Genomic DNA, 20702 nt, shown 5'->3' with positions numbered 1-20702 from the left:
CGCATTATCGGTCGGCCCGTATCCGGGGGTCGATGGCGCGGTAGGCCAGGTCGAGCAGCGTGCTGATGGTGACGTACACGACCGCCGACAGCAGCACCACCGCCATGACGACCGGCATGTCTCGCCCCGTCACCGCCTGCATGGCCACCTGTCCGAGCCCGGGCCGCCCGAACAGCACCTCGGTGATCACCGCGCCTCCGAGCAGGGTCCCGGTGAACCACCCGGCCAGCGTCACTGCTGGGATCAGCGCGTGCCGGAGGGCGTGCCGGGCGACCAGGGTCCGCTCGGTCAGCCCTCGCGCCCGCGCCGTCACCGCGAACGGCTGCTCCAGCGCCCGCTCTAGCCCGCCCCGCAGCACCTGCCCGAGCACGCCCGCGATGGGCAGGCCGAGCGCGAGCGCGGGCAGCACCAGCGACCGCGGCCCCTGCGCCCCGGAGACGGGGAACCAGCCGAGTGTGAACGAGAACACCGACAGCAGCACGATCCCGATCAGGAACGGCGGCACCGACACCGACACCAGCTCGGCGGCCGAGGCGGCGCCGCGCAGCCACCGCCCCCGCCCGGCGGTGGCGATCGCGATGATTCCAGCCAGTGCCACGCCGGTGGCCGCCGCGGCGAGCGTGAGCTGGACGGTCGGCCCCACCTGGGTGGCGAGGATCTCGCCGACGCCGCGCTGCAGCTGGTAGGAGCGGCCGAGGTCGCCGTGGATCAGCCGCCACAGATACGACAGGTACTGCACGATCTCCGGCCGGTCGAGCCCCCACTCCGCGATGATCTTCGCTCTGATCTCCGGGGTGTCGGCTCCGTCGCCGACCAGGATGTCGATGGTGTCACCCGGCGCGAGCAGCAGCGCGACGTACGAGGCCGTGGCGGCGGCCCAGAGCACGGCCAGCCCGGTCGCCAGCCGCTTGATCATGTTCGGATCCGCACGTCGTAAGCGCTCGCGGGCGTGCCGGAGGCGGGGTCGAAGCCGAGCCCCTGCACGGTCTTCTGCGCGGCGATCTGGTCGGCGGGTACGTAGAGCGGGAACACGATGGCGTTCTCCACGACCGCCGCCTTCTGCGCCTTGGCGTAGAGCTCCTTCCGTTCGGCCTGGTCGGAGGTGGCCGAGGCGGTGGCGAGCCACTTGTCCACCTGCGGATCGGCGAAGCGGGTGCGGTTGATGGCGCCCTTGGCCGGCAGGATGAGGTTGAGCGCGGCGCCCGCGTCGGAGTCGCCGCGGGAGTTGCCGAACAGCTCGTACTGGTTCTCCTCCAGGGCCTTCTGCGCGCTGCCCTGGTCCACGATCTTTACCTGGAAGTCGATGCCGGCGCTCTGCTTGACCTGCGCCTGGATGGCCTGGGCGAGGATGTCGCGGCGGTCCCGTACGAAGGGCGCGGAGGCGACCTCGCGGACGGTGAGCCGCTTGCCGTCCTTGACCCGGAAGCCTTCGGCGTCGCGTTCCTTCCACCCGGCCGCGTCCAGCAGGGCGTTGGCCTTGGCCACGTCCCCGCCGTAACCGCCCTCGAGCGTGGCGTCGTAGAAGGGGCTCTTCTCGCCGACGATGCTCCATGCCCTGGTGGCGGTGCCCTGGTAGACGGACTTCAGCACCACGTCCACGTCCACGGCCTCGCGGAACGCCTCGCGTACGCGCTGGTCGTCGAAGGGGGTGTGGGACGTGTTGAAGTAGTAGGAGTAGGCGGTGCCAGAGTTCAGCGACGTCTGCAGTGCCAGGCTCGGGTCCTTCTTGATCAGGCCGACCTCGGTGGCCGGGACGCCCTCGATGACCTGGACCTGGCCGGAGGTGAGCGCGCCGACGCGGACCGCGGCCTCGGGCAGGAACCGGTAGGTGATCTCCGAGAGGTGGGCGGGGCCTTGGTGCGCCGCCCCGGCGGGCGGCCAGTTGTAGGCGGGGTTGCGGCGGTAATGGATCTCCTGTCCCTGGACGTACCGGTCGAGGATGAACGGCCCGGTGCCGACCAGGTCGATCCCGCCGAACTTCAGGTCCTTGGCGCTCTTGAGCGACTTCGGCGACACCTGCCCGGCGTACGGGGAGGAGAGGAAGTCGAGGAACAGCCCGTCGGGCTCCTTGAGCGTGATCTTGAGCGTGTACGGGCCCGCCACTTCGGCCTTGTCGAGGGCCTTCAGCTGAATCGCGGCCACCGCCGGGTTGTAACCGGGCGCCTTGAACTGGTCGAGGTTGGCCTTGACCGCGGCGGCGTCGAACTTCGTCCCGTCGTGGAAGGTCACGTCGTCACGCAGGTCGAGCGTGTACGTCAGCCCGTCGTCCGACACTTTCCACGACTTGGCCAGCCAGGGACGGAACGTGCCGTCCTCGGCCTTGGAGATCAGCGCGTCGAACTGGTTGAACACGAGCAGCCGCACCTTGTTCTGCGCCCACAGCTGCGGGTTGAGCGTGATGGGCTGTGTCTCGATGGCCCAGGTCAGCGAGGTGGCGGCGGCTTCCTGGGCAGGCTGTGCGCCGCATGCGGCCAGCGCGGCGACGAGCAGCAGCGGGGTCAAGCGCTTCACGGGCGTTTCCATGCTTCTGCGAGCAGCTCGTACGAGCGCACGCGGTCGTGATGATCGTGGGTGATGGTGGTCACCAGCAGCTCGTCGGCCCCGGTCACGCGGCGCAGCACGCGGAGCCGCTCGGCCACCTGATCCGGCGTGCCGACGAACTGGGTGTCGACGCGGTCCTTGACGAGCTTGCGGTCGGCGTCCGTCCAGACGTGCGCGTCGGCCTCCTCGCCGGTGGGGTACTGCATCGCGCCTGCGCCGGTCCTGATGCTGCGCACCCAAAGGCCGTAGCCTTTGGCCAGCTCGCGAGCCTTCGCCTCGTCCTCGGCGACCACCGCGTCCGCCGAGACGACGACATACGGCTCGGCCAGCGCGTCGGACGGCTTGAATGCCTCCCGGTAGGCCTCCACGGCCTCCAGCACGCTGGACGGGCTGACGTGGTAGTTGGCCGCGAACGGCAGTCCCCGTTCCCCTGCCACCTGCGCGCTCTGCCCGCCGCTGCTGCCGAGGATCCACACCTCCACGTCCGCGCCCTCGCCTGGAACGGCCCGCGCCTCGTGCGTGCCCTTGAGGAAGGCCAGCACGTCGTCGATCTGGGCGGCGAAATCCGGCGTCTGCGCGCCCGGCTGCTGGAGCAGCGTCGCGTAGTGGGCGAGATGGGGGTGCTTGGCTAGCTGTGAGAAGTCGAACGGCGGCGGGATCAGCAGCCCGTCCACGACCCTGGCGGGCCTGGGCTCCCAGGCGGCCTTGGCGAGCTCGGCGCGGCGCTGCCCCGAACGGCCGATCCCCAGGTCGATCCGGCCCGGATACAAAGCGTCGATGAGCCCGAACTGCTCGACCACCGACAGCGGCGTCTGGTGCCCGAGCTGCACGGCCCCCGATCCCACCCGGATCGCGGACGTCGCCGCGGCAACCAGGGCGATCAGCACGGCCGGGGCCGAGCTGGCCACGCCGGGCGCGAAGTGGTGCTCGGCGAGCCAGTACCGGCGGTAGCCGAACTCCTCGGCCCGTCTGGCCAGGTCGATGGTGTTGCGCAACGCCTGGCCGGGGGTGCCCCCGGAGACGATCGGGGCGAGGTCCAGGATGGACAGTGTCACGAGACACCTCCGGGGAACGGCCGGCTGGGGATCTCCGCGCGCAGCACGGGCGCGATCTCGGTTTGGAACAGCTCAAGCGCCTCCCGATGCTGCTTCGGGGTGAGCCCGTCGGCGTCGGCGTGCAGGTGCATGGCCTCGTGGCCGAACCGCTTGTGGTAGCGCAGCACCTTGTCGATGATCTGCTGCGGGCTGCCGACCAGGATCGAGCTGCGCTCGATGGCGTCCTCCAGCGTCGGGAACACGATCGGCAGCCCCAGCTTCCGCTGGAACGCCACCCGGGCTTCGAAGATCGGCCGGTACGTGGCGATCGCCTCCTGCGAGGTGCGGGCCGCGTAGTAGCCGGCCGTACCCGCCCCCACGAGCGCCTCGGCCGGGTCGTGGCCGTAGTGCGCCCAGCGTTCCCGGTAGTGGTCGATCAGCTCGGCGTAGGGGTCGATCGGGTTGGTGACGTTGGCGGAGAACAGCGGGTCGCCGTACTTGGCGGCCAGGTCCACCGACTCCTTGCTGGTGGCGCTGCCGTGCCAGACGCGGATCGGCCGCTGCAGCGGCCGGGGCCAGGTCTCGGCCTCGGTGAGCGACGGGCGGAACGTGCCTTCCCAGGTGACCTTGTCCTCCCGCCACAGGCGGCGGAACAGCTCGTAGGACTCCCGGTTGCGCTCCCACTGATCCTCGGCCGTGACGTGGAACAACTTGGCCTGCGCCGCGCCGTTACCCTTGCCGATGATCAGCTCCAACCGGCCCTCCGACAGGTGGTCCAGCGTGGCGTAGTCCTCATACGCGCGCACTGGGTCCAGCAGGCTCAGCGTGGTCACCGCGGTGAACAGCCGGATCCTGGACGTCTTCGCCGCGATGTGGCTGAGCACGACCGGCGGCGAGGAGGAGATGAACGGCCGCTCGTGCCGCTCCCCCACGCCGAACCCGTCGAAGCCGAGCTCCTCTGCCAGCACCGCGTTGTCGACGACCTCGCGGAAGCGCTCGGTGGGCGATCGGTCGTCGTTGTGCACGATCAACGTGATGAGCAGAAATTTCATGACGCCTCCGCGTAGCGGCTGACCGGGCGTGGCAGGTCGAGCAGCCCCCGCAACGTGGATGCTTCGTACTCGTGCCGGAACGCCCCGCGCCCCCGCAGCTCGGCCGTCAGCTCCCGGGTGATCCGCTCCAGGTCGTACGGCACCGCGCCGGGCCGCAGCCGGAACCCCTGGATCCCGGCCCGCCGCCACTCCAGCAGTACCTCGGCCAGCTCACCGGGGGTGCCGGTGAAGATCGCGGCGTCGGAGACGAGCTCGGCCCCGTCCAGTTCGTCGAGCCGCGCCTTGCGCCCGGCCGCGTCCTCTCCCAGAAACACCAGCAGGTCGGCGAAGATCTTCAGCTCGCCGGACAGCCCTCTGACCTCCTCGACGACGGCGCAAGCCTGCTCGGCCGAGTGCGGCGTCACATACACGACGTCGGCACCGCCCGCGGCGAACTCGTACGGCAGCCGCGCGTGCGCCAGCGCGGTCACCACGGGCTGCCCCTGCGGCGACCGCGGCGTGATCGACGGCCCCTTCACGGAGAAGAACCGCCCGGCGAAGTCGATGTAATGAAGCTTGTCCCGGTCGATGAATCGGCCGGTGGCCACGTCGCGGATCTCAGCGTCGTCCTCCCAACTGTCCCAGAGCCGCCGCGCCACCTCCACCCCGTCCGCCGCCTCCACGAACAGATCGCGCACATGCGGGTCGTCGGACAAGTCCACGCCGCCCGGCCGATTCAGGACGCGGTCGAGCGGCGGGAACTCCCGGCGGCCGACGAGCCGCGCCTCGGCAGCCCGCGCGGAGATCTGCGGCCGCCAGCCGGCCCGCCCGCCGCTGACGTGGTCGAGCGTGGCGATGCCGATGGCCACGTGGAACGGCTCGGTGTGCGTGGTGGTGGCCGTGGGCACCAGCCCGATCCGGCTGGTGAGCGGGGCCAGCCGGGCCGCCAGCAGCACCGCGTCGAACCGGCCCCGCACTTGGTCGGTCCGCTCGTCGGGAGCGTCGGCGAGTGTGGACTGCAACCCGAACGCGTCCTCGATGGTGACGAAGTCGAGCAGCCCGCGCTCGGCCTCGGCCACCAACTCCGCCCAGTGACGTGCCGAGAAGATCGTCTCCGGGGAGTCCAATGAGCGCCAGGCGGCGGGGTGCCAGCCCGCGCCATCCAGCGCCACGGCGAGGTGCAACGTCATGTGAGCTCCAGATGGTCGCGAAGGGTGGTGCCGGTGTATTCGGTGCGGAAGACGCCGCGCTCCTGCAGCACCGGCACCACCCGATCCACGAACTCGTCCAGCCCACCGGGCGTCAGGTGCGGCACGAGGATGAACCCGTCGGCGGCGTCGGCCTGCACATGCTCGTCGATCTGCCGGGCCACGCTTTCAGGGGTGCCGATGAACGTCTGCCGTCCGGTCACCTCGATGACGAGGTCACGAATGGACAGCCCCTTCTCCTCGGCCAGCGCCCGCCACTTGGCGGCCACGGCGGCGCGGTCCTTGATCGGCACCCGTCCCTGGGAGACGCCGTCGGACAGGTCCGGCTCGATCTCCGGCAGCGGGCCCTCCGGGTCGTAGGCCGACATGTCACGACCCCACACCTGCTCCAGGAACGCGATCGCCGTCTGCGGCCCGACCTGCTGACGCCGGATGCGGGCGGCGTTCTCCGCAGCCTCCTCCTCGGTGTCGCCCAGTGCGAACGTCACGCCGGGCATGATCTTCAACTGGTGCGGCTCGCGACCGTACCTGGCCAGGCGGCGCTTGACGTCGGCGTAGAAGCGCTTGCCATCCTCCAGCCTGCCGTGCGGCGTGAAGATCACATCGGCGTTGGCGGCGGCGAACTCGCGGCCCTCGTCGGAGTCGCCCGCCTGGATGATCACGGGGCGGCCCTGCGGGCTGCGGGGCAGTGTGAAGCGGCCCTCGACCGAGAAGTGCCTGCCCCGGTGTTCGACCGTGCCGATGGCGCCCGGACGGACGAACGTACCTGCCGCCGCGTCGGCCGCGATGGCGTCGGGCTGCCAGGAGTCCCACAGCTCGCGGGCCAGGCGGATGAACTCGGCGGCCCGCTCGTACCGGTCGGCACGGTCCAGGTAGCCGCCGCGGCGGAAGTTCTCGCCGGTGAAGGCGTCGGAGGTGGTCACCACGTTCCACGCGGCCCGGCCCTCGCTCAGGTGATCGAGCGTGGACAGGCGCCTGGCCAGCTCGTACGGTTCGTTGAAGGTCGCGTTGACGGTCCCGGCCAGCCCGAGCCAATCGGTCACCGCGGCCAGCGCGCTCAGCACGGTGAGCGACTCCGGCCGGCCCACCACGTCGAGATCGTGGATGCGGCCCTTGAGCTCGCGCAGCCGCAAACCCTCGGCCAGGAAGAAGAAGTCGAGCTTGCCACGCTCGGCCGTCTTCGCGAGATGGACGAACGAGGCAAAGTCGATCTGGCTGCCGGAGCGAGGGTCGGCCCAGACTGTCGTGTTGTTCACGCCGGGGAAGTGGGCCGCCAGGTGGACCCGCTTGCGCGTCATCGGCCCCGCCCGTGCGGCGCGTCCCAGGTGTCGGGCAGGCCCTCGGTAGTCTCGCGGAAGGCGGGACGCTGGTAGAGGTCGCGGGCGTAGGGCCACAGGTGTTCGAAATCGCTCAGCTCCCGCTCGCTGACGAGGTGGCCACGGTTGTAGTCGGCGTCCAACCTGGCCAGCGTCACCCACAGCCGCACGTCGGCCTCGGTGATCGTGTCGCCAGCCAGGAAACGCTGCTCGGCCAGGCGCTCATCCAGGCGTTCGAGTGCCGAGACGACCACGTGGCGCTCTCGCTCGCGATCCTCCTCGGTTGCGGCGCGGGCCACCCGCGAGACGCCCGCGTTGACGTCGTAGTAGATCCACCCGTTCAGCTTGTTGATCTCCGGGCGTAGCGCGTCCGGGTAGAGATCGATCGAGGTGTCGGCCCATTGCTCAAACTGGGTGGCCAGGTCGATCGTGATGTCGGGGAAGTTGTTGCTGACGATCGTGCCGGTCTTCCGGTCCCAGAGCACGGGGACCGAGATGTGGCCGCCATATCCCTTCTCGGTGGCGTCGTAGGCCTGCTCCAGCAGGGTGAAGCCGTTGACCGGGTCGGCGCCGCGGCGCTCCCTGAAGGCCCAGCCGCGGCCGTCGCGCTCGTCATCGACGTACGACAGGGAGACGACGTCCTCCAGGCCCTTGAGCTTGCGGACGATGGCGGCGCGGTGGGCGTACGGGCAGGCCCAGGCGGCGTAGAGGTGGTAGCGGCCGGGCTCGGCGCGGAAGCCGCTGGAGCCGTCGGCGGTGATCCTGCCCTGGAACGGGTAGATGGGGCGGTTCCAGTCCGGGGACAGGTGCAGGCGGCCGGAACCGTAGTGGCCGTACGCGGCGTGGTCGACGGGGCTCGCGTAGGCCCGCGTCTGCGTGCATGTGGACACAAGCTGCTCCGGGGTTCAGGAGTCGGGGTGGGCCAGGAAGCGGCCGAAGCGGCCCTGGTGGTAGAGGAGCGGGCGGCCGGCGTGCCGTACGTCGGCCGCGGCGACCAGGCCGACCACCAGGAGGTGGTCGCCGACCTCGGCTCGTTCGTAGGGCAGGCAGATCAGGTGCGCCGAAACGTCCTGCAACAGCGGGGCCCCCAGTGGTCCGGGCCGCCAGCGGGTCGGGGCGGCGAACCGGTCGATGTTCTTGCGGGCGAACCGAGCCGCCAACTCGGCCTGGTCGCTGGCCAGGATGTTGACCGCGAAATGGTCGGCGGCGCCCAGCTGCGGCCAGGTGGTGGAGGAACGGTCCACGTAGAAGGAGACCAGGGGCGGTTCGAGGCTGACGGAGGAGAAGGAGGTGGCGGTGAGGCCCACGGGGATGCCGTCGTTCTGCGCGGTGATGACCACGACGCCGCTGGCGTGCACGGCGAGCGCCTGCCTGAACTGGTCGGTGGCGATGGCGCGGTCGGGCAGCGTGTCGGTCACGCGGGCACCCCCGTCCAGCGCGGGCGGTGGCCAGGGTGGCCGGATGTCACTGATGGCTTGATCACGAGAGTTCCTCACGGGAGTAGGCATGCTCACGCGGCGCCCCGGCAGCTGTCGGGAGCGCGGAGGAAAAGAGGAGTCGTCGGCGAGGGCGTGGACGGCGTCGGCCACGCCGGAGCACGAGGGTGGGATTCGGCGGCTACGGGTCCGTGATCAACGACACTGTGCGCTGGCGACGTGGCCGAAATCCACGTGGGAGCGCCTGGTCAGGAGGAAGCCCTGGCTCATACTCACGACGCTAGGCCGCGATCCCCGAGAAGTCAATATTTCCTACTGGTTTATAGGGTTATCCTCATCACGCAGGAACAGGACCATCCCGGTCGCCCCGGCATACAGCGAGGCAGGCTCGGCGACGGCCAGCGCCGACCCGTCCCGGGCGTCCGGATTGGCCCTCCAGCGCCTCCCGCCCTCGTCGTCCACCGCGGCTGAGCGTATCCATCGCCCGGCCAGGATGGCAGCGGTCAGGGGGTCTCGGCACGCCCGCTCGGCGAGCGGGTCCTGTCCAAACCCACACTTGAATATGCCATATTTCTGGTAGGAAAATGGGGCTACTTTGACGAACACCAGGAGGAACACGGTGTCCCTGCCTGATTTTCTGATCGCCGGTGTGCCCAAAGCGGGGACGACCGCCTTGCACAGCGCGCTGCAGCGGCATCCGGAGCTCTATCTGTCCAAGGTCAAAGAGCCGAAGTTCTTCCTGACCGACGGCCCGCCGCCCGGCAGAGGCGGCCCCGGCGACGCCGCGACCTACCAGGAGCACATCTGGCGGCGCGCGGACTACGAGGCGCTGTTCGCCGAGGCGCCTCCGGGCACCCTGACCGGCGAGTCCACGCCCTTCTATCTCTACGACCTGGCCGCCCAGCGACGCATCCACGCCGTCATCCCCGACGTCAGGCTCATCGTGACACTGCGCGACCCTGTCGAGCGGGCCCACTCCAACTGGACGCATCTGTGGTCGGCCGGGCTGGAGCCGATCGGCGACCTGGTGCGCGCGTGCGAGGCCGAGCAGCGGCGGATCGCCGACGGGTGGGGGCACTTCTGGCACTACGTCGGGCTGGGCCGGTACGGCGAACAGCTGGAACATCTGTTCGGCCTGTTCCCCCGCGACCAGGTGCTGATCTTCCGTTACCGGGACATCGTCGACCGGCCCGCCGCCACGCTGGATCGGATCTGCGCCTTCCTTGGCGTACGCCAAGGGCTACTGACCGAGGTCCCCAGGGAGAACGTGACGGCGCACCCGGCCGCGGGAGCCCGGCACCTCATGCTGTCCACGTTGCGCAGGCGCCTGCCCGCCACCCTGGCCGGGCCGGTCGAGGCCCTGCTCCAGCACCGCGGCCAGGCCCGGCGCCCCCTGTCCTGGGAGCAGCGACAGCAGCTCCTCCCGTACTTCGCCGACGACATCCACCTGCTGCAGCGCGTCACCGGCGAGGACTTCAGCGACTGGCTCCGCCCCCGCGAGCGCTCCGGCGGACTGGTCGGTGTCCGGCCGCCTGGGCAGCGGCAGTCACGCAACGGCCGCCGGTCCTGATCAGCGCAGCTCGGTACGCAACTCGTGGGCGCCGTCCGGGCGGGTGAACTCGTAGTACAGCCGGACCCCGCCACCCGGCAGCTCCACGAACTCCAGGTAACGCAGGCCCCGGCCGCAATACGGCGATTCTGCCGCGGGGGTTTCGCCCAGCGCAGTCAGCGCGGCCGGATCCGTGCCGGCGGCGATGCCGGTGCGCTCCTCGTAGTTCTCCGCTGCACTCGCCCGCCCGTCGTAGAACGCCACCACTCGGTCGTCATCGAAACGCACCGCGCTGACCCGGACGCCGCGAGCGTCCCACAGCCCGGGCCGACCGCTCAGCGCGGTGCCGTGCCAGGTCCACTCCAGGCCGTCGAGGCTGGTGGCGTAGTCGGTGACCATCTGGTCGGCCTCGTCCGGGTCGGCGAGCGGGTGGCACGAGGCCCACAGGTGCCACACGCCGTCCCGCCGCACGATCACCGTATCCTTCACCCCGGTCTTCGGATCACCCGGCAGGACGGTGACGCGCGAGCGCGCATCGAACGACGCCGGATCGGCCGCCTCGAGCACCTCCACCCGCCAATGCTTGGTCCCGGCGGTGGCGCAGCTCAGGTACAGCCGCCAACGCCCGTCGGGCAGGCGTACCAGCGACGGCCGCTCCAGCGACTCGGCGTCCATCTGGTCACGCGTCACGGTGGTCAGCGTCTCGAAGCGCTCACCGTCCGCCGAGCGGGCGACCACGACGGCGTACCCGCGGCCCTGCCCAACCGGGCGGCGCAGCCGGTAGGCGAGATAGATCAGCCCGTCCGCGGCCACCGCGCTGGGTGCGCCCGCCCAGTGCCCCTCCCCCGCGGCCGGCGGCTCGACCGCGACCACGGCGCGATCGGGGTCGGGCAGCAGGGCGGGGTTCTCGTTGATCGACATGGTCGTGAGACTAGGCGACGGCACGGAGCTGGGCACGGATGATGACCTTCCTTTGAACGTTTGCTGCGAGGCCGCCGTCACGCCTTTGCGGCATCGCTGAGCGCCACCCTCACCTGCGGCGTCACCGCGGTCCGCCGCCGCTCCAGCACCTCCGGCAAACGCGGGAGATCGGCCTCGACCAGCGCGAGACCGGGTGTGGGGACGACGGCGCCCAGCTCCACCAGCAGCGGGCGCAGGTGCACCTCGACGGCGAGGGTGACAGCAGGTGCGATCCGAGGGCCGACAGGTCCACAAGCTCGACCGCAGCGTCGTGCCCGATGTGCTTGGCCAGCGTGTCGGCGACCTCGACGGCCACCGCCAGAGTCCTGGACCCGCTGCGAGGGTCACCGTCGCGGTGTGGACGGCTACCTCTCTTGCTCGGGCTCGGCCTCGTCGTCCGGGAGGTCGTACCAGCGCGTATCCCCCGGGAGGTCCGTGCGGACGGCCACGTCCCGGTCCTCATTCATCCCGGTAATATACGATCTCACATTAGAGCTAGTCAACTTTTCCTACTCGCTTTAAAGGAATTCCCCCGACGCCGAGCGCCCGCAGCAGCTCGGATCGGATCTCGGTGGCGCTCCGGCCGGCATCCAGCCGCTGCTCGGCGGCGATCCTGCCGTGGTCGAGCACGAGAACGCGGTCGGCCAGGGCGATGGCCTCGTCCACATCATGGGTGACCAGCAGCACGGCGGGCCGATGTTCCTCGTACAGGCGGCGCAGCAGGCCGTGCATCTTGAGCCTGGTCAGCGCGTCGAGGGCGCCGAACGGCTCGTCGGCGAGCAGCAGCCGGGGCTCCCGGACAAGGGAGCGCGCCAGCGCCACGCGCTGCTGCTCGCCTCCGGACAGCTCATGGGGCCAGGCACGCTCCCGCCCGGCCAGGCCCACCTCCGCCAGGCTCTCCCGGCCTCGCTCCACGGCGCCGTCGAGACCGAGGATCACATTGGCGAGCACCCGCTGCCAGGGCAGCAGCCTGGCGTCCTGGAACACCACCGACACCTGCGCGGGCACCTCGGCGTGACCGTCCCCGGCGACGTCTCCGTCCAACCCCGCCAGGGCCCGCAGCAAGGTGCTCTTGCCCGACCCGCTCTGCCCGAGCAGGGCCACGAATTCGCCCGGCGCGATCTCCAGGTCCAGGCCGTCCAGGACCGCCCGATCGCCGTACACGCGGGTCAGGCCCTTGACCCGGATCAGCTCGCCAACGTCCGTCGCCACGACAGCGCCCTCCTCTCCACGAGCCGCACCCCGGCATCGGAGAAGAGGCCGAGCAGGCCGTACAGGACGATGCCAACGAGGATCACGTCGGTCTGCCCGTACGTGCGCGCCAGATCCATCATGTAGCCGATGCCGGTGGTGGAGTTGATGAGCTCGGCCACGACCAGGAACAGCCAGGCCGCGGTGACGGCGAAGCGCATGCCGAGCAGGAACCCCGGCAGCGCGCCCGGGAGGACCACCTTCCTGATGAACGCGGCGCGCCCGAGGTCGACGGTCTCGGCCAGTTCGACGTAGCGGCTGTCGATGCTGCGCAGCCCGTTGTGGGTGTGGATGTAGATCGGTACGAGCACGCCGAGGGCGATCATCGTGATCTTCATGCCCTCGCCGATGCCCAGCCACAGGATGAGCAGCGGCATGAGCGCGAGCGCCGGGATGGCCCGCTTGATCTGGATGGGCCCGTCGATCACGGCCTCGCCCCACCGGCTCAGCCCGGAGACCAGCGCCAGCAGGGTGCCGAGCGGCACGCCGAAGGCCAGCCCCAGCAGGACGCGCTGAACGGAGGCGAGCAGATTGGTCTGCAGGCGGCCGGACTCGATCAGGTCGGCCGCGGTGGTGACCACGGTCCACGGCGCGGACAGGAACCGGGGGTCCAGCAGGCCGGTCGCCGAGGCGGCGGCCCAGAGCGCGAGCAGCAGGAGCGGGCCCGCCAGGAAGCCGAACCTGATCGGCGGGCCGGGACGCAGACGGCGGCGCTCGCGCGTGCGGACGGCCACAGCCGAGCGGGAGGCGACGAGCGTCATCACGCCCCTCCCTTGACCGCGTCCGCGCCGACCGTCTGGTAGCGCAGGTCGTACAGCTCCTGGGCCTTCAGCACCGGGTTGCCGGTCTCCTTGGCCAAGATGTCGATGGTCTCCTGGTGCCGGGCGATGGCGTCGGACCAGTCGGCGGGGATGTCCGGCTCGCCCGCCAGCTCGGCCAGGTACCGGCCGTCGGCCGCGCTGAGCCCCTGGTCCTTGACGTAGTAGCCGGCGATCCACTCCTCGGGATGCTCGTAGACCCAGCGGGCGGCGCGGGCCCAAGCGGCGACGTACTCGCGGATCGCGGCGGCTTTGGCGGGGTCCTGGAGCGTCTTCGTCCGCACGTACAGGTGGCTCGGGTCGTCGCGCAGCCCGTGGCGGATGGTCGTGGCGCCGTCCTTGCCGAACTTGGCGGTGTACCGCCGGATGTTGACGCCGCCGATGGGGGCCACGTCCACCTGCCGGGAGGCCAGCGCGTTGGGATAGACGTCGCCGGTGCTCGGCAGCTCGACCAGGGTGACGTCGTTCTTCGTCAGCCCGGACTGCTTGAGGATCTTGAGCACGAGTGCGCCCTGCGCCTGTCCCGGACTGTATGCGATCTTCTTGCCGCGCAGGTCGGCCAGGGTCTTCACGTTCACGCCCGGGGCGATGCCGAGCTCGTAGGTCGGGTGCTGGAGCGGGTCCTTGCGGAATTTGGAGGCGACGATCTTCACGGGCAGGCCGGTCCAGGTGGCCTGGATGGCCGGGATCTCCGCGACCGCGCCCACGTCCAGTGCGTCGGCCCGGAACGCCTCGCTGGTCTGCGGTCCGCCGCTGATGTTGGCCCACTCGATGTCGAACGAGAACTTGTCGATCTCGCCGGACAGCTGCAGCGCCACCTTGGTGGGCGGGTCTCCGATGATCAGCTCGGTGCCCTTGGGGACGGAGGTCGGCAGCGGCGCGTCGGCCGCGAGCGCCGCCGCGGAATTCTGCTGCTCGCCGCCTCCGGCGCATCCGGTCAGAGCCGCCAGCAGAAGCACGGCAAGCGTGGGTCTCAGGAGGGAGGAGACAGGCATATGGCATGGCCTTTCACGTGCGAAGTTGCAGATCCTTGACGAAGGCGAGCGGGCCCTGCGCAGGGCGGTCGGCGACGTCGAACTGCGGGTCGTAGCCGCTGGCCAGGTAGAGGCGCACGGCCTCGAGCTGGCGCGGCCCGGTGGTCAGGTAGATCCGGCGGTACCCGCGGCGCAGCGCCTCCCGCTCCAGCTCGCGTACGACGAGGCGGCCGAGCCCTTCGCGGCGGTGGTGCGGGTGCGTCCAGACGCGCTTGAGCTCGGCGGTCGCCGCGTCGTAGCGTCGGAACGCGCCACCGGCCACGGTCTCGCCACCGGACACCACGATCAGGAACGCCCCGTGCGGCGGTGTGAACTCGTCCTCCGGATACCTCGCCAGTTCGTCGTTGCGGCCGTAGCGCGAGGTGTACTCCAAGTGCAGTCCGGCCAGCAGCGGCGCGGCGGCCGGGTCCGACATGAGGACGAGCCGCACCTGCGCGGTGAGTTCGCTCACGACTCCTGCCGGGGCAGGCCGGGCGGGTTGATCTGTGACTCGGGGATCGCCTCGTTGGCCAGGCCCCAGCGGTCGAGGACCTCCTTGTACTTCCCGTTCTTGATCACCGTGTTGAGCGCCTCGCTGAGCGGCTTGACCAGGCCGTTGTCCTTCTTGGTCATGGCGGCGATGAGGCCCTGCAGGTCCGGGCCGGCGCCGGAGAACGTGCCGACGATGCTGGACCCGCCGCTGACGGCGATGTTGTAGGCGATGCTCGGGTTCGGGCCGAAGTACGCCTGGACGCGGCCGGACTTGAGCCCCAGCAGCACGTCGCTGTACTTCTCGTAATAGAGGATCTCGACCGGTTTCAGTCCGGCGGCCTTGTTCTGCTTGTCCCAGTCGAGCAGGATCTTCTCCTGGTTCGTGCCCGAGCCGACCGAGACGCGCAGCCCGGCGATGTCGGCGGCCTTGGCGATCGCCTTGACGGGGCTGTTGTCGGGGACCTGCCAGCCGAGCTGGTCGACCCGGTAGGTGGCGAAGTCGTAGGTGTCCTTGCGCTCCTCGGTGACGGTGACGTTGTTGAAGACCACCTCGTCCTTGCCGGACTTGGCGGCCAGGAAGAGGTTCTCCCACGAACTGATCTCCGGGGAGATCTCCAAGCCCAGCACGTCGGCCACGAGCTGGGCGATGTCGGTCTCCACGCCGATCAGGGTGGTGTCGTCGTCGGCGCGGAACACCAGCGGCGCCGCGCCCTGGCCACTGAAGCCGACGGTGAGCTTGCCGTCGGCCGCGATGTCCTTCGGCACCTGGGCCGCGATGGCGTCCACCCTCTCAGCCCGCACCCGGTTCTGGTCGGGGCCGGTATTGATCTTCTTACCCGCCACCACGGGAGCCGCGGTGGCCTGAGCGGCGGGGGTTTCGAGGGCGGGCTCGGCACCGCAGGCGGCGGTCAGCAGGAGGAACGCGGGCACGGCGAAGGCCCGCGCGAGCGAAGCGCGCATGTCGTTGTGTCCTTGGGAGTCAGAGAACCTTGCTGAGGAAGGCGCGGGTGCGTTCGTGGGCTGGGGCGTCCAGGAGCTGGGCGGGCGGTCCGAGCTCGACGATGCGGCCGGCGTCCATGAAGGCCACGATGTCGGCCACCTCGCGGGCGAAGCCGATCTCGTGCGTGACCACGATCATCGTGGTGCCGCCGCGGGCCAGATCCTTGATCACGTCAAGCACCTCGCCCACCAGCTCGGAGTCGAGGGCGGAGGTCGGCTCGTCGAACAGCAGCAGTTTGGGCTCCAGCGCCAGCGCCCTGGCGATGGCGACGCGCTGCTGCTGGCCGCCCGAGAGCGTGCGTGGGTAGACGTCGGCCTTGTCCGCCAGGCCCACCCGGGCCAGCAGCCGCTCGGCCAGCGGCTCGATCTCGGCGCGGGGCCGGCGCTGGGCCCAGCGCGGCGCCTCCGTGATGTTCTGCCGGACCGTGAGGTGCGGGAACAGGTTGAACACTTGGAAGACGAATCCGATCTGGGTGCGCTGCCGCAGCACCTCGCGCTCGGGCAGTTCGTACAGGCGGTCGCCGACCTGACGGTAGCCGAGCAAGTGCCCGTCCACCCGGACCGAGCCGCGATCCGCCTTCTCCAGGTGGTTGATCGTGCGCAGCAACGTCGACTTCCCCGACCCCGACGGGCCAAGGATCACCAGCACCTGTCCCTTGCGCACCTCCAGATCCACGCCGCGCAGCACGTGCAGCGCCCCGAAGCTCTTGTGCACGCCGCGCAGCTCGACCATGGCGGTCATGCGCGCCCCCTGCCGTAGCGGCGTTCCACGTAGTGCTGGACGATCGACAGGGCGGTGGTCAGGATGAGGTACCAGATGGCCGCGACAAGCAGCAGCGCCATGACCCTGCCGTTGCGGTTGTAGATCACCTGCACCTGGTAGAACAGCTCGGGCAGCGCCATGATGTACACCACCGAGGTGCCCTTGACCAGGCCGATGATCTCGTTGCCGGCGTTGGGCACGATGGTCCGCATGGCCTGCGGCAAGATGATCCGGAACAACCGCCGTCCTGGCGGCACTCCCAGAGCGGCCGCCGCCTCCCGCTGCCCGTGATCCACCGACAGCAGACCGCTGCGCACGATCTCAGCCGCGTACGCGGCTTGATGCAGCGCCAGCCCGAGCACCGCCGCGGTGAGCGGCCCGATCAAGTCCATGGTGCCGACGTCGAAAAACTCAGGACCGAACGGCACGCCTACCGACAACCGCGGGTAGAGCAGCGCCAGGTTGTACCAGAACAGCAGCTGCAGGATGAGCGGCACCGACCGGAACAACCACACATATCCCCAGGCCACCGACGACAGCAGCCGGTTGGGCGAGAGCCGCATCAGCGCCAGCACCGTGCCCAGCGCGAACCCGAGCCCGATGCCCAGCGCGGTCAGCTCCAGCGTGAGCAGCACCGAACGCACCACCGACGGCGCGAACAGGTACTGCCCGACGATCTCCCACTCCCAGGCCGGGTTCGTCACCAAGGCACTGGCGACCATCGCCAGCACCACCAGCACACCGGCCGCGGCCAGCCACCGCAGCGGACGACGGGCCGTCACCACCTCCGGCAGCCACCCCGCATCCTGGCGGGGCGGCACCTGCACTTCGGGCAGCGTCATGAGCCGCCTCCAATTTTGATCACGGAATCACTCCTCGACGGGAGGAAGGAGGTTGAGGAACGAGATTTCGTGATCAGTGACATTGCGCGCTGGCGACGTGGCCGTGGTCCACGTGCGGGCGCCGGGTCAGGTTCGCGGCCTGGCTCATGACCACGAAGCTACGGGCACATATGGGCAAAGTCAATATTTCCTACTGGGTATACATGTATTTTCGATCGCAGTACCATCCGAGACGCACCGGCACCCAGAAGGGCTTCGCGGCATGCTCATGATCACGCAGTCGGAGATCGAGCGCCTGCTCACCCCTTCCGACTACATCGACCTCATCGAAGACGCCTTCGCCGCCTACGCCCGCGGCGAGACCACCCCCAGCCGCCTGTCCCACCTCGACAGCCCACCCGGCGAGTTCCACATCAAGGCCTCAGGGATTGGCGGCGTGGTCGCCGTCAAGATCGGCGCCTGCTTCTACGACCGGCCCGCAACGCTCGGCCTGCCCAGCATCGTCGGCGTCATCGCCCTGTTCGACGCCACCAACGGCCAGCCCCTGCTCTTCCTGGAATCGGCCACGGTCACCCGGCTACGCACCGCCGCCGCCACCGCGGTAGCGGCGCGCCATCTCGCATCGCCCGACGCCGCCACTCTGGCTGTCCTCGGCACCGGCGCCCAGGCCGCCACCCACATCACGGCCATCCGAGCCGTCCGCCCCATCGACCGGGTCATCGTCTGGGGCCGCGACCCCGCCAAGACCGCGCGCTTCGCCCATGAGCACGCCGCCGAGGTCGCCCGCACTCCGGGCGAAGCCGCGATGGAAGCCTCCGTCGTCGTCACCCTCACCCCGTCCACCCGCCCCTACCTGGGCCTTACCGATGTGCGGCCGGGCGCACTGGTGGCGGCCGTGGGCTCCGACGCGCCCTCCAAGCGCGAGCTCCACGACGACCTGCTCGCCGCCGCCACCCTGATCACCGACGTCGCCCACCAGTGCGCCGCCGTCGGCGAACTGCACCACCGCCCGCAGACGCCGGTCAAGGCCGAACTGGGCGAGATCGTGCTGGGCACGAAGACGGGCCGCCAACACGCCGACGACATCGTGGTCTTCGACTCCACCGGCACCGCCGTCCAGGACGTGGCCGCCGCGCAGGCCCTCTACACCGCCGCGCGGAAGTACAGCGCCGGCCGCCCGCTCCCCCTATGGGACTGACCCGGTCACAGCGTCCCAGGAAGAGCGCCGAAAGCACTACGTAGCTCCGCCGTCACCTGGGGTCTTGCATTCATTCCCTGGCTGGAAAGGGGCAACACGTCGGCCGGGTCAGCCGTGACTGCACTTGCGGGCACGTAGCAGTCGTGGCTTGACCAGGAAATTCGGGGATGTAGGCGATATGTGAATGGATTTACATAGCACAGAGCAGTTTTCGGATTTTCTTCGCACATCCCCATGAGAGAGTTACTCCTGCTCCACCGTGTCCGTAGTTGTGGAGGAGCGGAACATCGTCTTCGAGACGGTCAGCCTCTACCCGCACCTGGTCGCGGGTGGGACGCAGCCCGATGCGCTGCTCGAGAAGTAGCTCCGGGGTGGACGGCGGGTCGATCCGATCGACGCCTACACCAGCGTGCCCCGCCCCTCCTCAGTCATGGTGTGGACACCAGCACATACCCGCCGGTTCCTCAAAGAAGCCAAAGCTCACCGCCTGTTCGCCCTCTACCAGCTCATCGCACTCCGCGGCCTGCGCCGGGGCGAGGCGTGCGGGCAGCGCTGAAAGGAGGTCGACCTCGACGGCCAGACCTTGACCGTGAACTGGCAACTCGTCCAGCTGGCCTGGGAGGTCCACGAAGGCACGCCGAAGACCGACGCCTCCGTGCGCACCATCGCCCTGGCCACCGACACCGCCCAGGCGCTGCGCACCCACCGACAGCAGCAACTCCAGGAACGGCTCGACATGGGCGAGGCATGGACCGACACCGAGTTCGTCTTCACCCAGCCCGACGGCAGCCGCCTGCATCCCCAGCACGTCTCCGACCAATTCCTCTGGCTGGCCTACCTGGCCGGGCTACCGCCCGTCCGACTGCATGACCTCCGCCATGGCGCGGCCTCGCTGATGCTGGCGGCCGGGGCGGAGATGAATGTGGTCCAGGAAACCCTGGGACACACCTCCAGCGCCTTCACCGCCGGCACCTACACTCCGTCTACCCGCAGGTCGCCACGGCCGCGGCCGAGAAAACCGCGGCCCTGCTGTTCGGCAAGGAAGACCAGGCCGAACCCGGGAAACTCATCTCACTTGAGGAGCTGACAGTCGGATTAAGCATCCGGCCCCGCGTTCGCCGTCTGCTCGCGGCGAGGCGGGGGCCACTGCTGTTGTACCAAGTCGGAGGATGACAAATGGATCATGGCGTGTGCAGGGTTGGTGCAACCGAGCACGTACGGAGCACTCAAGCGCTAGACGAAAATTCTAGAACGCATCCGATCCCACAAAACCGCAGGTCAGGACATGATCAAAGCGCGCCCTGCAGGATTCGAACCTGCGACCGTCGGATTAGAAGCAAGATCCTTAAGTGTCGCGCAGTGTCATTTGACGGTAGTTCGTACCGCCTCCGCGCACATTGCGTGTCAAGCGGTGCCGGGCCCTGACGACCCGTGACGGGGCGTACGAGCACGCATCGAGCACGGCGAACACCCTGATTTGATCATGCAGTGCGCCACACGATAAACGCCCCACCGCAGAGCACGCCGACACTACTTACAGGTGACGATCGCTGTGCTCGGCACGTGCTCCAACCTATGCACCACGCCCGCTGGGCGCACGGAAAGGCCTCACTCCAGGGTCCCTCTCAGCCCAAACGGCCGCATATGCTACGTGCCAAAATACGGCTGTCCGGAATCACCGAGGTCCCTCACCTCAGTGGCATTAACCGCGCTGGTGAAAGGATGTGGTGGTAGTGCCGAGCCTGGAAGACGCACCCGTCGAGTTGGTCAACCGAGTCATCGAACGGCAGACGCTCACCGGGTTTCTCGATGCCGTTCGCGCAGGTGAGGGACGGGCCCTCGTCCTGAGCGGGGACGCGGGGCTCGGCAAAACGGCACTGCTCGACGATATGGCCGCCAATGCGCGCGGATTCAGAGTGCTGCGGGTGTCGGGCGTGCAGTCAGAGATGGAGTTGGCCTTCGCCGGATTGCACCAGCTGTGCAGCCGTTTCTGGAGCGAGTGGAGGCGCTGCCCAAACCACAGCAGCTGGCCTTGCGGACCGCGTTCGGGCTGGCGGAGGGTCCGCCACCGGCGCGATTCATGGTCGGGACGGCCGTCCTCAGCCTGCTGTCGGAGGTCTCCAGAGAGCAGCGCGGCGGTGCGCGCCCGCTGATCCCGATCAATCCGGCCAACAGAGCCGAGCTGCCCCAGCCACGGCGACCGCATACCGTGATCTGGACCGCAGGGCGGACGGCCCGCTGGCAGGCAGGC

Annotated in this window: 22 protein-coding genes; 4 read left to right on the top strand and 18 right to left on the bottom strand. The window is 69.6% G+C overall.

Going from position 1 to position 20702, the window contains the following annotated elements; all coding sequences use genetic code 11:
• Positions 1-4: 4 nt before the first annotated feature.
• The 9 genes from AB0J64_RS20820 to AB0J64_RS20780 all read right to left on the bottom strand — a co-directional run bounded on the left by AB0J64_RS20820 (position 5) and on the right by AB0J64_RS20780 (position 9184).
• Positions 5-916, bottom strand: a complete 912-nt coding sequence (locus AB0J64_RS20820; protein WP_364029013.1) for an ABC transporter permease — start codon at positions 914-916, stop codon at positions 5-7.
• Positions 913-2511, bottom strand: a complete 1599-nt coding sequence (locus tag AB0J64_RS20815; RefSeq protein WP_364029011.1) for an ABC transporter substrate-binding protein — start codon at positions 2509-2511, stop codon at positions 913-915. Before AB0J64_RS20815 ends, AB0J64_RS20820 begins: the two co-directional genes overlap by 4 nt.
• Positions 2508-3596 (bottom strand): MsnO8 family LLM class oxidoreductase, encoded by a 1089-nt coding sequence (locus AB0J64_RS20810; RefSeq protein ID WP_364029009.1) that lies wholly within the window; start codon positions 3594-3596, stop codon positions 2508-2510. Before AB0J64_RS20810 ends, AB0J64_RS20815 begins: the two co-directional genes overlap by 4 nt.
• Positions 3593-4627, bottom strand: a complete 1035-nt coding sequence (locus AB0J64_RS20805) for an LLM class flavin-dependent oxidoreductase (RefSeq protein ID WP_364029007.1) — start codon at positions 4625-4627, stop codon at positions 3593-3595. The genes AB0J64_RS20810 and AB0J64_RS20805 overlap by 4 nt, the downstream gene beginning before the upstream one ends.
• A complete protein-coding gene (locus AB0J64_RS20800) occupies positions 4624-5796 on the bottom strand; it encodes an LLM class flavin-dependent oxidoreductase (RefSeq protein ID WP_364029005.1) in 1173 nt (390 codons plus the stop codon). The genes AB0J64_RS20805 and AB0J64_RS20800 overlap by 4 nt, the downstream gene beginning before the upstream one ends.
• Positions 5793-7112 (bottom strand): NtaA/DmoA family FMN-dependent monooxygenase, encoded by a 1320-nt coding sequence (locus AB0J64_RS20795; protein WP_364029003.1) that lies wholly within the window; start codon positions 7110-7112, stop codon positions 5793-5795. Before AB0J64_RS20795 ends, AB0J64_RS20800 begins: the two co-directional genes overlap by 4 nt.
• Positions 7109-8020 carry a glutathione S-transferase C-terminal domain-containing protein gene (locus tag AB0J64_RS20790; protein ID WP_364029001.1) on the bottom strand — a complete coding sequence of 304 codons (912 nt, stop codon included), beginning with the start codon at positions 8018-8020 and terminating at the stop codon, positions 7109-7111. The genes AB0J64_RS20795 and AB0J64_RS20790 overlap by 4 nt, the downstream gene beginning before the upstream one ends.
• A gap of 15 nt (positions 8021-8035) precedes the next feature.
• The gene (locus tag AB0J64_RS20785) at positions 8036-8548 is read right to left on the bottom strand and encodes a flavin reductase family protein (RefSeq protein ID WP_364028999.1); all 513 of its coding nucleotides are present in this window, start codon (positions 8546-8548) and stop codon (positions 8036-8038) included.
• A 330-nt stretch (positions 8549-8878) separates the two neighbouring features.
• Positions 8879-9184 (bottom strand): hypothetical protein, encoded by a 306-nt coding sequence (locus AB0J64_RS20780; RefSeq protein ID WP_364028997.1) that lies wholly within the window; start codon positions 9182-9184, stop codon positions 8879-8881.
• Between the two features lies 1 nt (position 9185).
• Here AB0J64_RS20780 and AB0J64_RS20775 point away from each other — a divergent pair, with 1 nt between their 5' ends.
• A complete protein-coding gene (locus AB0J64_RS20775) occupies positions 9186-10136 on the top strand; it encodes a sulfotransferase (protein ID WP_364028995.1) in 951 nt (316 codons plus the stop codon).
• Here AB0J64_RS20775 and AB0J64_RS20770 read toward each other — a convergent pair whose 3' ends face one another.
• The 9 genes from AB0J64_RS20770 to AB0J64_RS20730 form a co-directional block, all read right to left on the bottom strand.
• Positions 10137-11036 (bottom strand): hypothetical protein, encoded by a 900-nt coding sequence (locus AB0J64_RS20770; RefSeq protein WP_364028993.1) that lies wholly within the window; start codon positions 11034-11036, stop codon positions 10137-10139.
• A 77-nt stretch (positions 11037-11113) separates the two neighbouring features.
• Positions 11114-11278 (bottom strand): hypothetical protein, encoded by a 165-nt coding sequence (locus tag AB0J64_RS20765; RefSeq protein ID WP_364028991.1) that lies wholly within the window; start codon positions 11276-11278, stop codon positions 11114-11116.
• A 292-nt stretch (positions 11279-11570) separates the two neighbouring features.
• Entirely contained in the window at positions 11571-12287 is a 717-nt protein-coding gene (locus AB0J64_RS20760; protein WP_364028989.1) for an ABC transporter ATP-binding protein, read from the bottom strand.
• Positions 12263-13087, bottom strand: a complete 825-nt coding sequence (locus AB0J64_RS20755) for an ABC transporter permease (RefSeq protein WP_364028987.1) — start codon at positions 13085-13087, stop codon at positions 12263-12265. Before AB0J64_RS20755 ends, AB0J64_RS20760 begins: the two co-directional genes overlap by 25 nt.
• Positions 13087-14103: an ABC transporter substrate-binding protein gene (locus tag AB0J64_RS20750; protein WP_364028985.1), complete on the bottom strand. Its 1017-nt coding sequence runs from the start codon at positions 14101-14103 to the stop codon at positions 13087-13089. Before AB0J64_RS20750 ends, AB0J64_RS20755 begins: the two co-directional genes overlap by 1 nt.
• 49 nt (positions 14104-14152) lie before the next feature.
• Entirely contained in the window at positions 14153-14629 is a 477-nt protein-coding gene (locus tag AB0J64_RS20745) for a GNAT family N-acetyltransferase (RefSeq protein WP_364028983.1), read from the bottom strand.
• Positions 14626-15609, bottom strand: coding sequence for a transporter substrate-binding domain-containing protein (locus AB0J64_RS20740; protein WP_364028981.1), 984 nt, complete (start codon positions 15607-15609; stop codon positions 14626-14628). The genes AB0J64_RS20745 and AB0J64_RS20740 overlap by 4 nt, the downstream gene beginning before the upstream one ends.
• A gap of 19 nt (positions 15610-15628) precedes the next feature.
• Positions 15629-16390: an amino acid ABC transporter ATP-binding protein gene (locus AB0J64_RS20735; RefSeq protein ID WP_364028979.1), complete on the bottom strand. Its 762-nt coding sequence runs from the start codon at positions 16388-16390 to the stop codon at positions 15629-15631.
• Positions 16387-17253, bottom strand: a complete 867-nt coding sequence (locus AB0J64_RS20730) for an amino acid ABC transporter permease (RefSeq protein ID WP_364028977.1) — start codon at positions 17251-17253, stop codon at positions 16387-16389. The genes AB0J64_RS20735 and AB0J64_RS20730 overlap by 4 nt, the downstream gene beginning before the upstream one ends.
• 262 nt (positions 17254-17515) lie before the next feature.
• On the opposite strand from AB0J64_RS20730, the gene AB0J64_RS20725 reads away from it, so the two are divergent.
• The 3 genes from AB0J64_RS20725 (at position 17516) to AB0J64_RS20715 (ending at position 20604) form a co-directional block, all read left to right on the top strand.
• Positions 17516-18451 carry an ornithine cyclodeaminase family protein gene (locus AB0J64_RS20725; protein ID WP_364028975.1) on the top strand — a complete coding sequence of 312 codons (936 nt, stop codon included), beginning with the start codon at positions 17516-17518 and terminating at the stop codon, positions 18449-18451.
• Between the two features lie 589 nt (positions 18452-19040).
• Positions 19041-19538 carry a tyrosine-type recombinase/integrase gene (locus tag AB0J64_RS20720; RefSeq protein WP_364028973.1) on the top strand — a complete coding sequence of 166 codons (498 nt, stop codon included), beginning with the start codon at positions 19041-19043 and terminating at the stop codon, positions 19536-19538.
• Positions 19539-20175: 637 nt separating this feature from the next.
• Positions 20176-20604, top strand: a complete 429-nt coding sequence (locus AB0J64_RS20715; protein ID WP_364028971.1) for an ATP-binding protein — start codon at positions 20176-20178, stop codon at positions 20602-20604.
• The last annotated feature ends 98 nt before the right edge of the window (positions 20605-20702 follow it).

The sequence above is a fragment of the Nonomuraea sp. NPDC049695 genome, assembly GCF_040674955.1.
In the GTDB taxonomy this organism is placed as follows: Bacteria; Actinomycetota; Actinomycetes; order Streptosporangiales; family Streptosporangiaceae; genus Nonomuraea; species Nonomuraea helvata.
The sequence above is the reverse complement of the archived record's forward strand: the minus strand, read 5'-3'. Positions and strand labels throughout refer to the sequence as shown.

Bases quoted from the DNA above. Each gene is read 5' to 3' on its own strand.
- AB0J64_RS20820 (WP_364029013.1), bottom strand. From the start codon at position 916: ATGATCAAGCGGCTGGCGACCGGGCTGGCCGTGCTCTGGGCCGCCGCC.
- AB0J64_RS20805 (WP_364029007.1), bottom strand. From the start codon at position 4,627: ATGAAATTTCTGCTCATCACGTTGATCGTGCACAACGACGACCGATCG.
- AB0J64_RS20800 (WP_364029005.1), bottom strand. From the start codon at position 5,796: ATGACGTTGCACCTCGCCGTGGCGCTGGATGGCGCGGGCTGGCACCCC.
- AB0J64_RS20795 (WP_364029003.1), bottom strand. From the start codon at position 7,112: ATGACGCGCAAGCGGGTCCACCTGGCGGCCCACTTCCCCGGCGTGAAC.
- AB0J64_RS20770 (WP_364028993.1), bottom strand. From the start codon at position 11,036: ATGTCGATCAACGAGAACCCCGCCCTGCTGCCCGACCCCGATCGCGCC.
- AB0J64_RS20755 (WP_364028987.1), bottom strand. From the start codon at position 13,087: ATGACGCTCGTCGCCTCCCGCTCGGCTGTGGCCGTCCGCACGCGCGAG.
- AB0J64_RS20740 (WP_364028981.1), bottom strand. From the start codon at position 15,609: ATGCGCGCTTCGCTCGCGCGGGCCTTCGCCGTGCCCGCGTTCCTCCTG.
- AB0J64_RS20735 (WP_364028979.1), bottom strand. From the start codon at position 16,390: ATGACCGCCATGGTCGAGCTGCGCGGCGTGCACAAGAGCTTCGGGGCG.
- AB0J64_RS20730 (WP_364028977.1), bottom strand. From the start codon at position 17,253: ATGACGCTGCCCGAAGTGCAGGTGCCGCCCCGCCAGGATGCGGGGTGG.
- AB0J64_RS20725 (WP_364028975.1), top strand. From the start codon at position 17,516: ATGCTCATGATCACGCAGTCGGAGATCGAGCGCCTGCTCACCCCTTCC.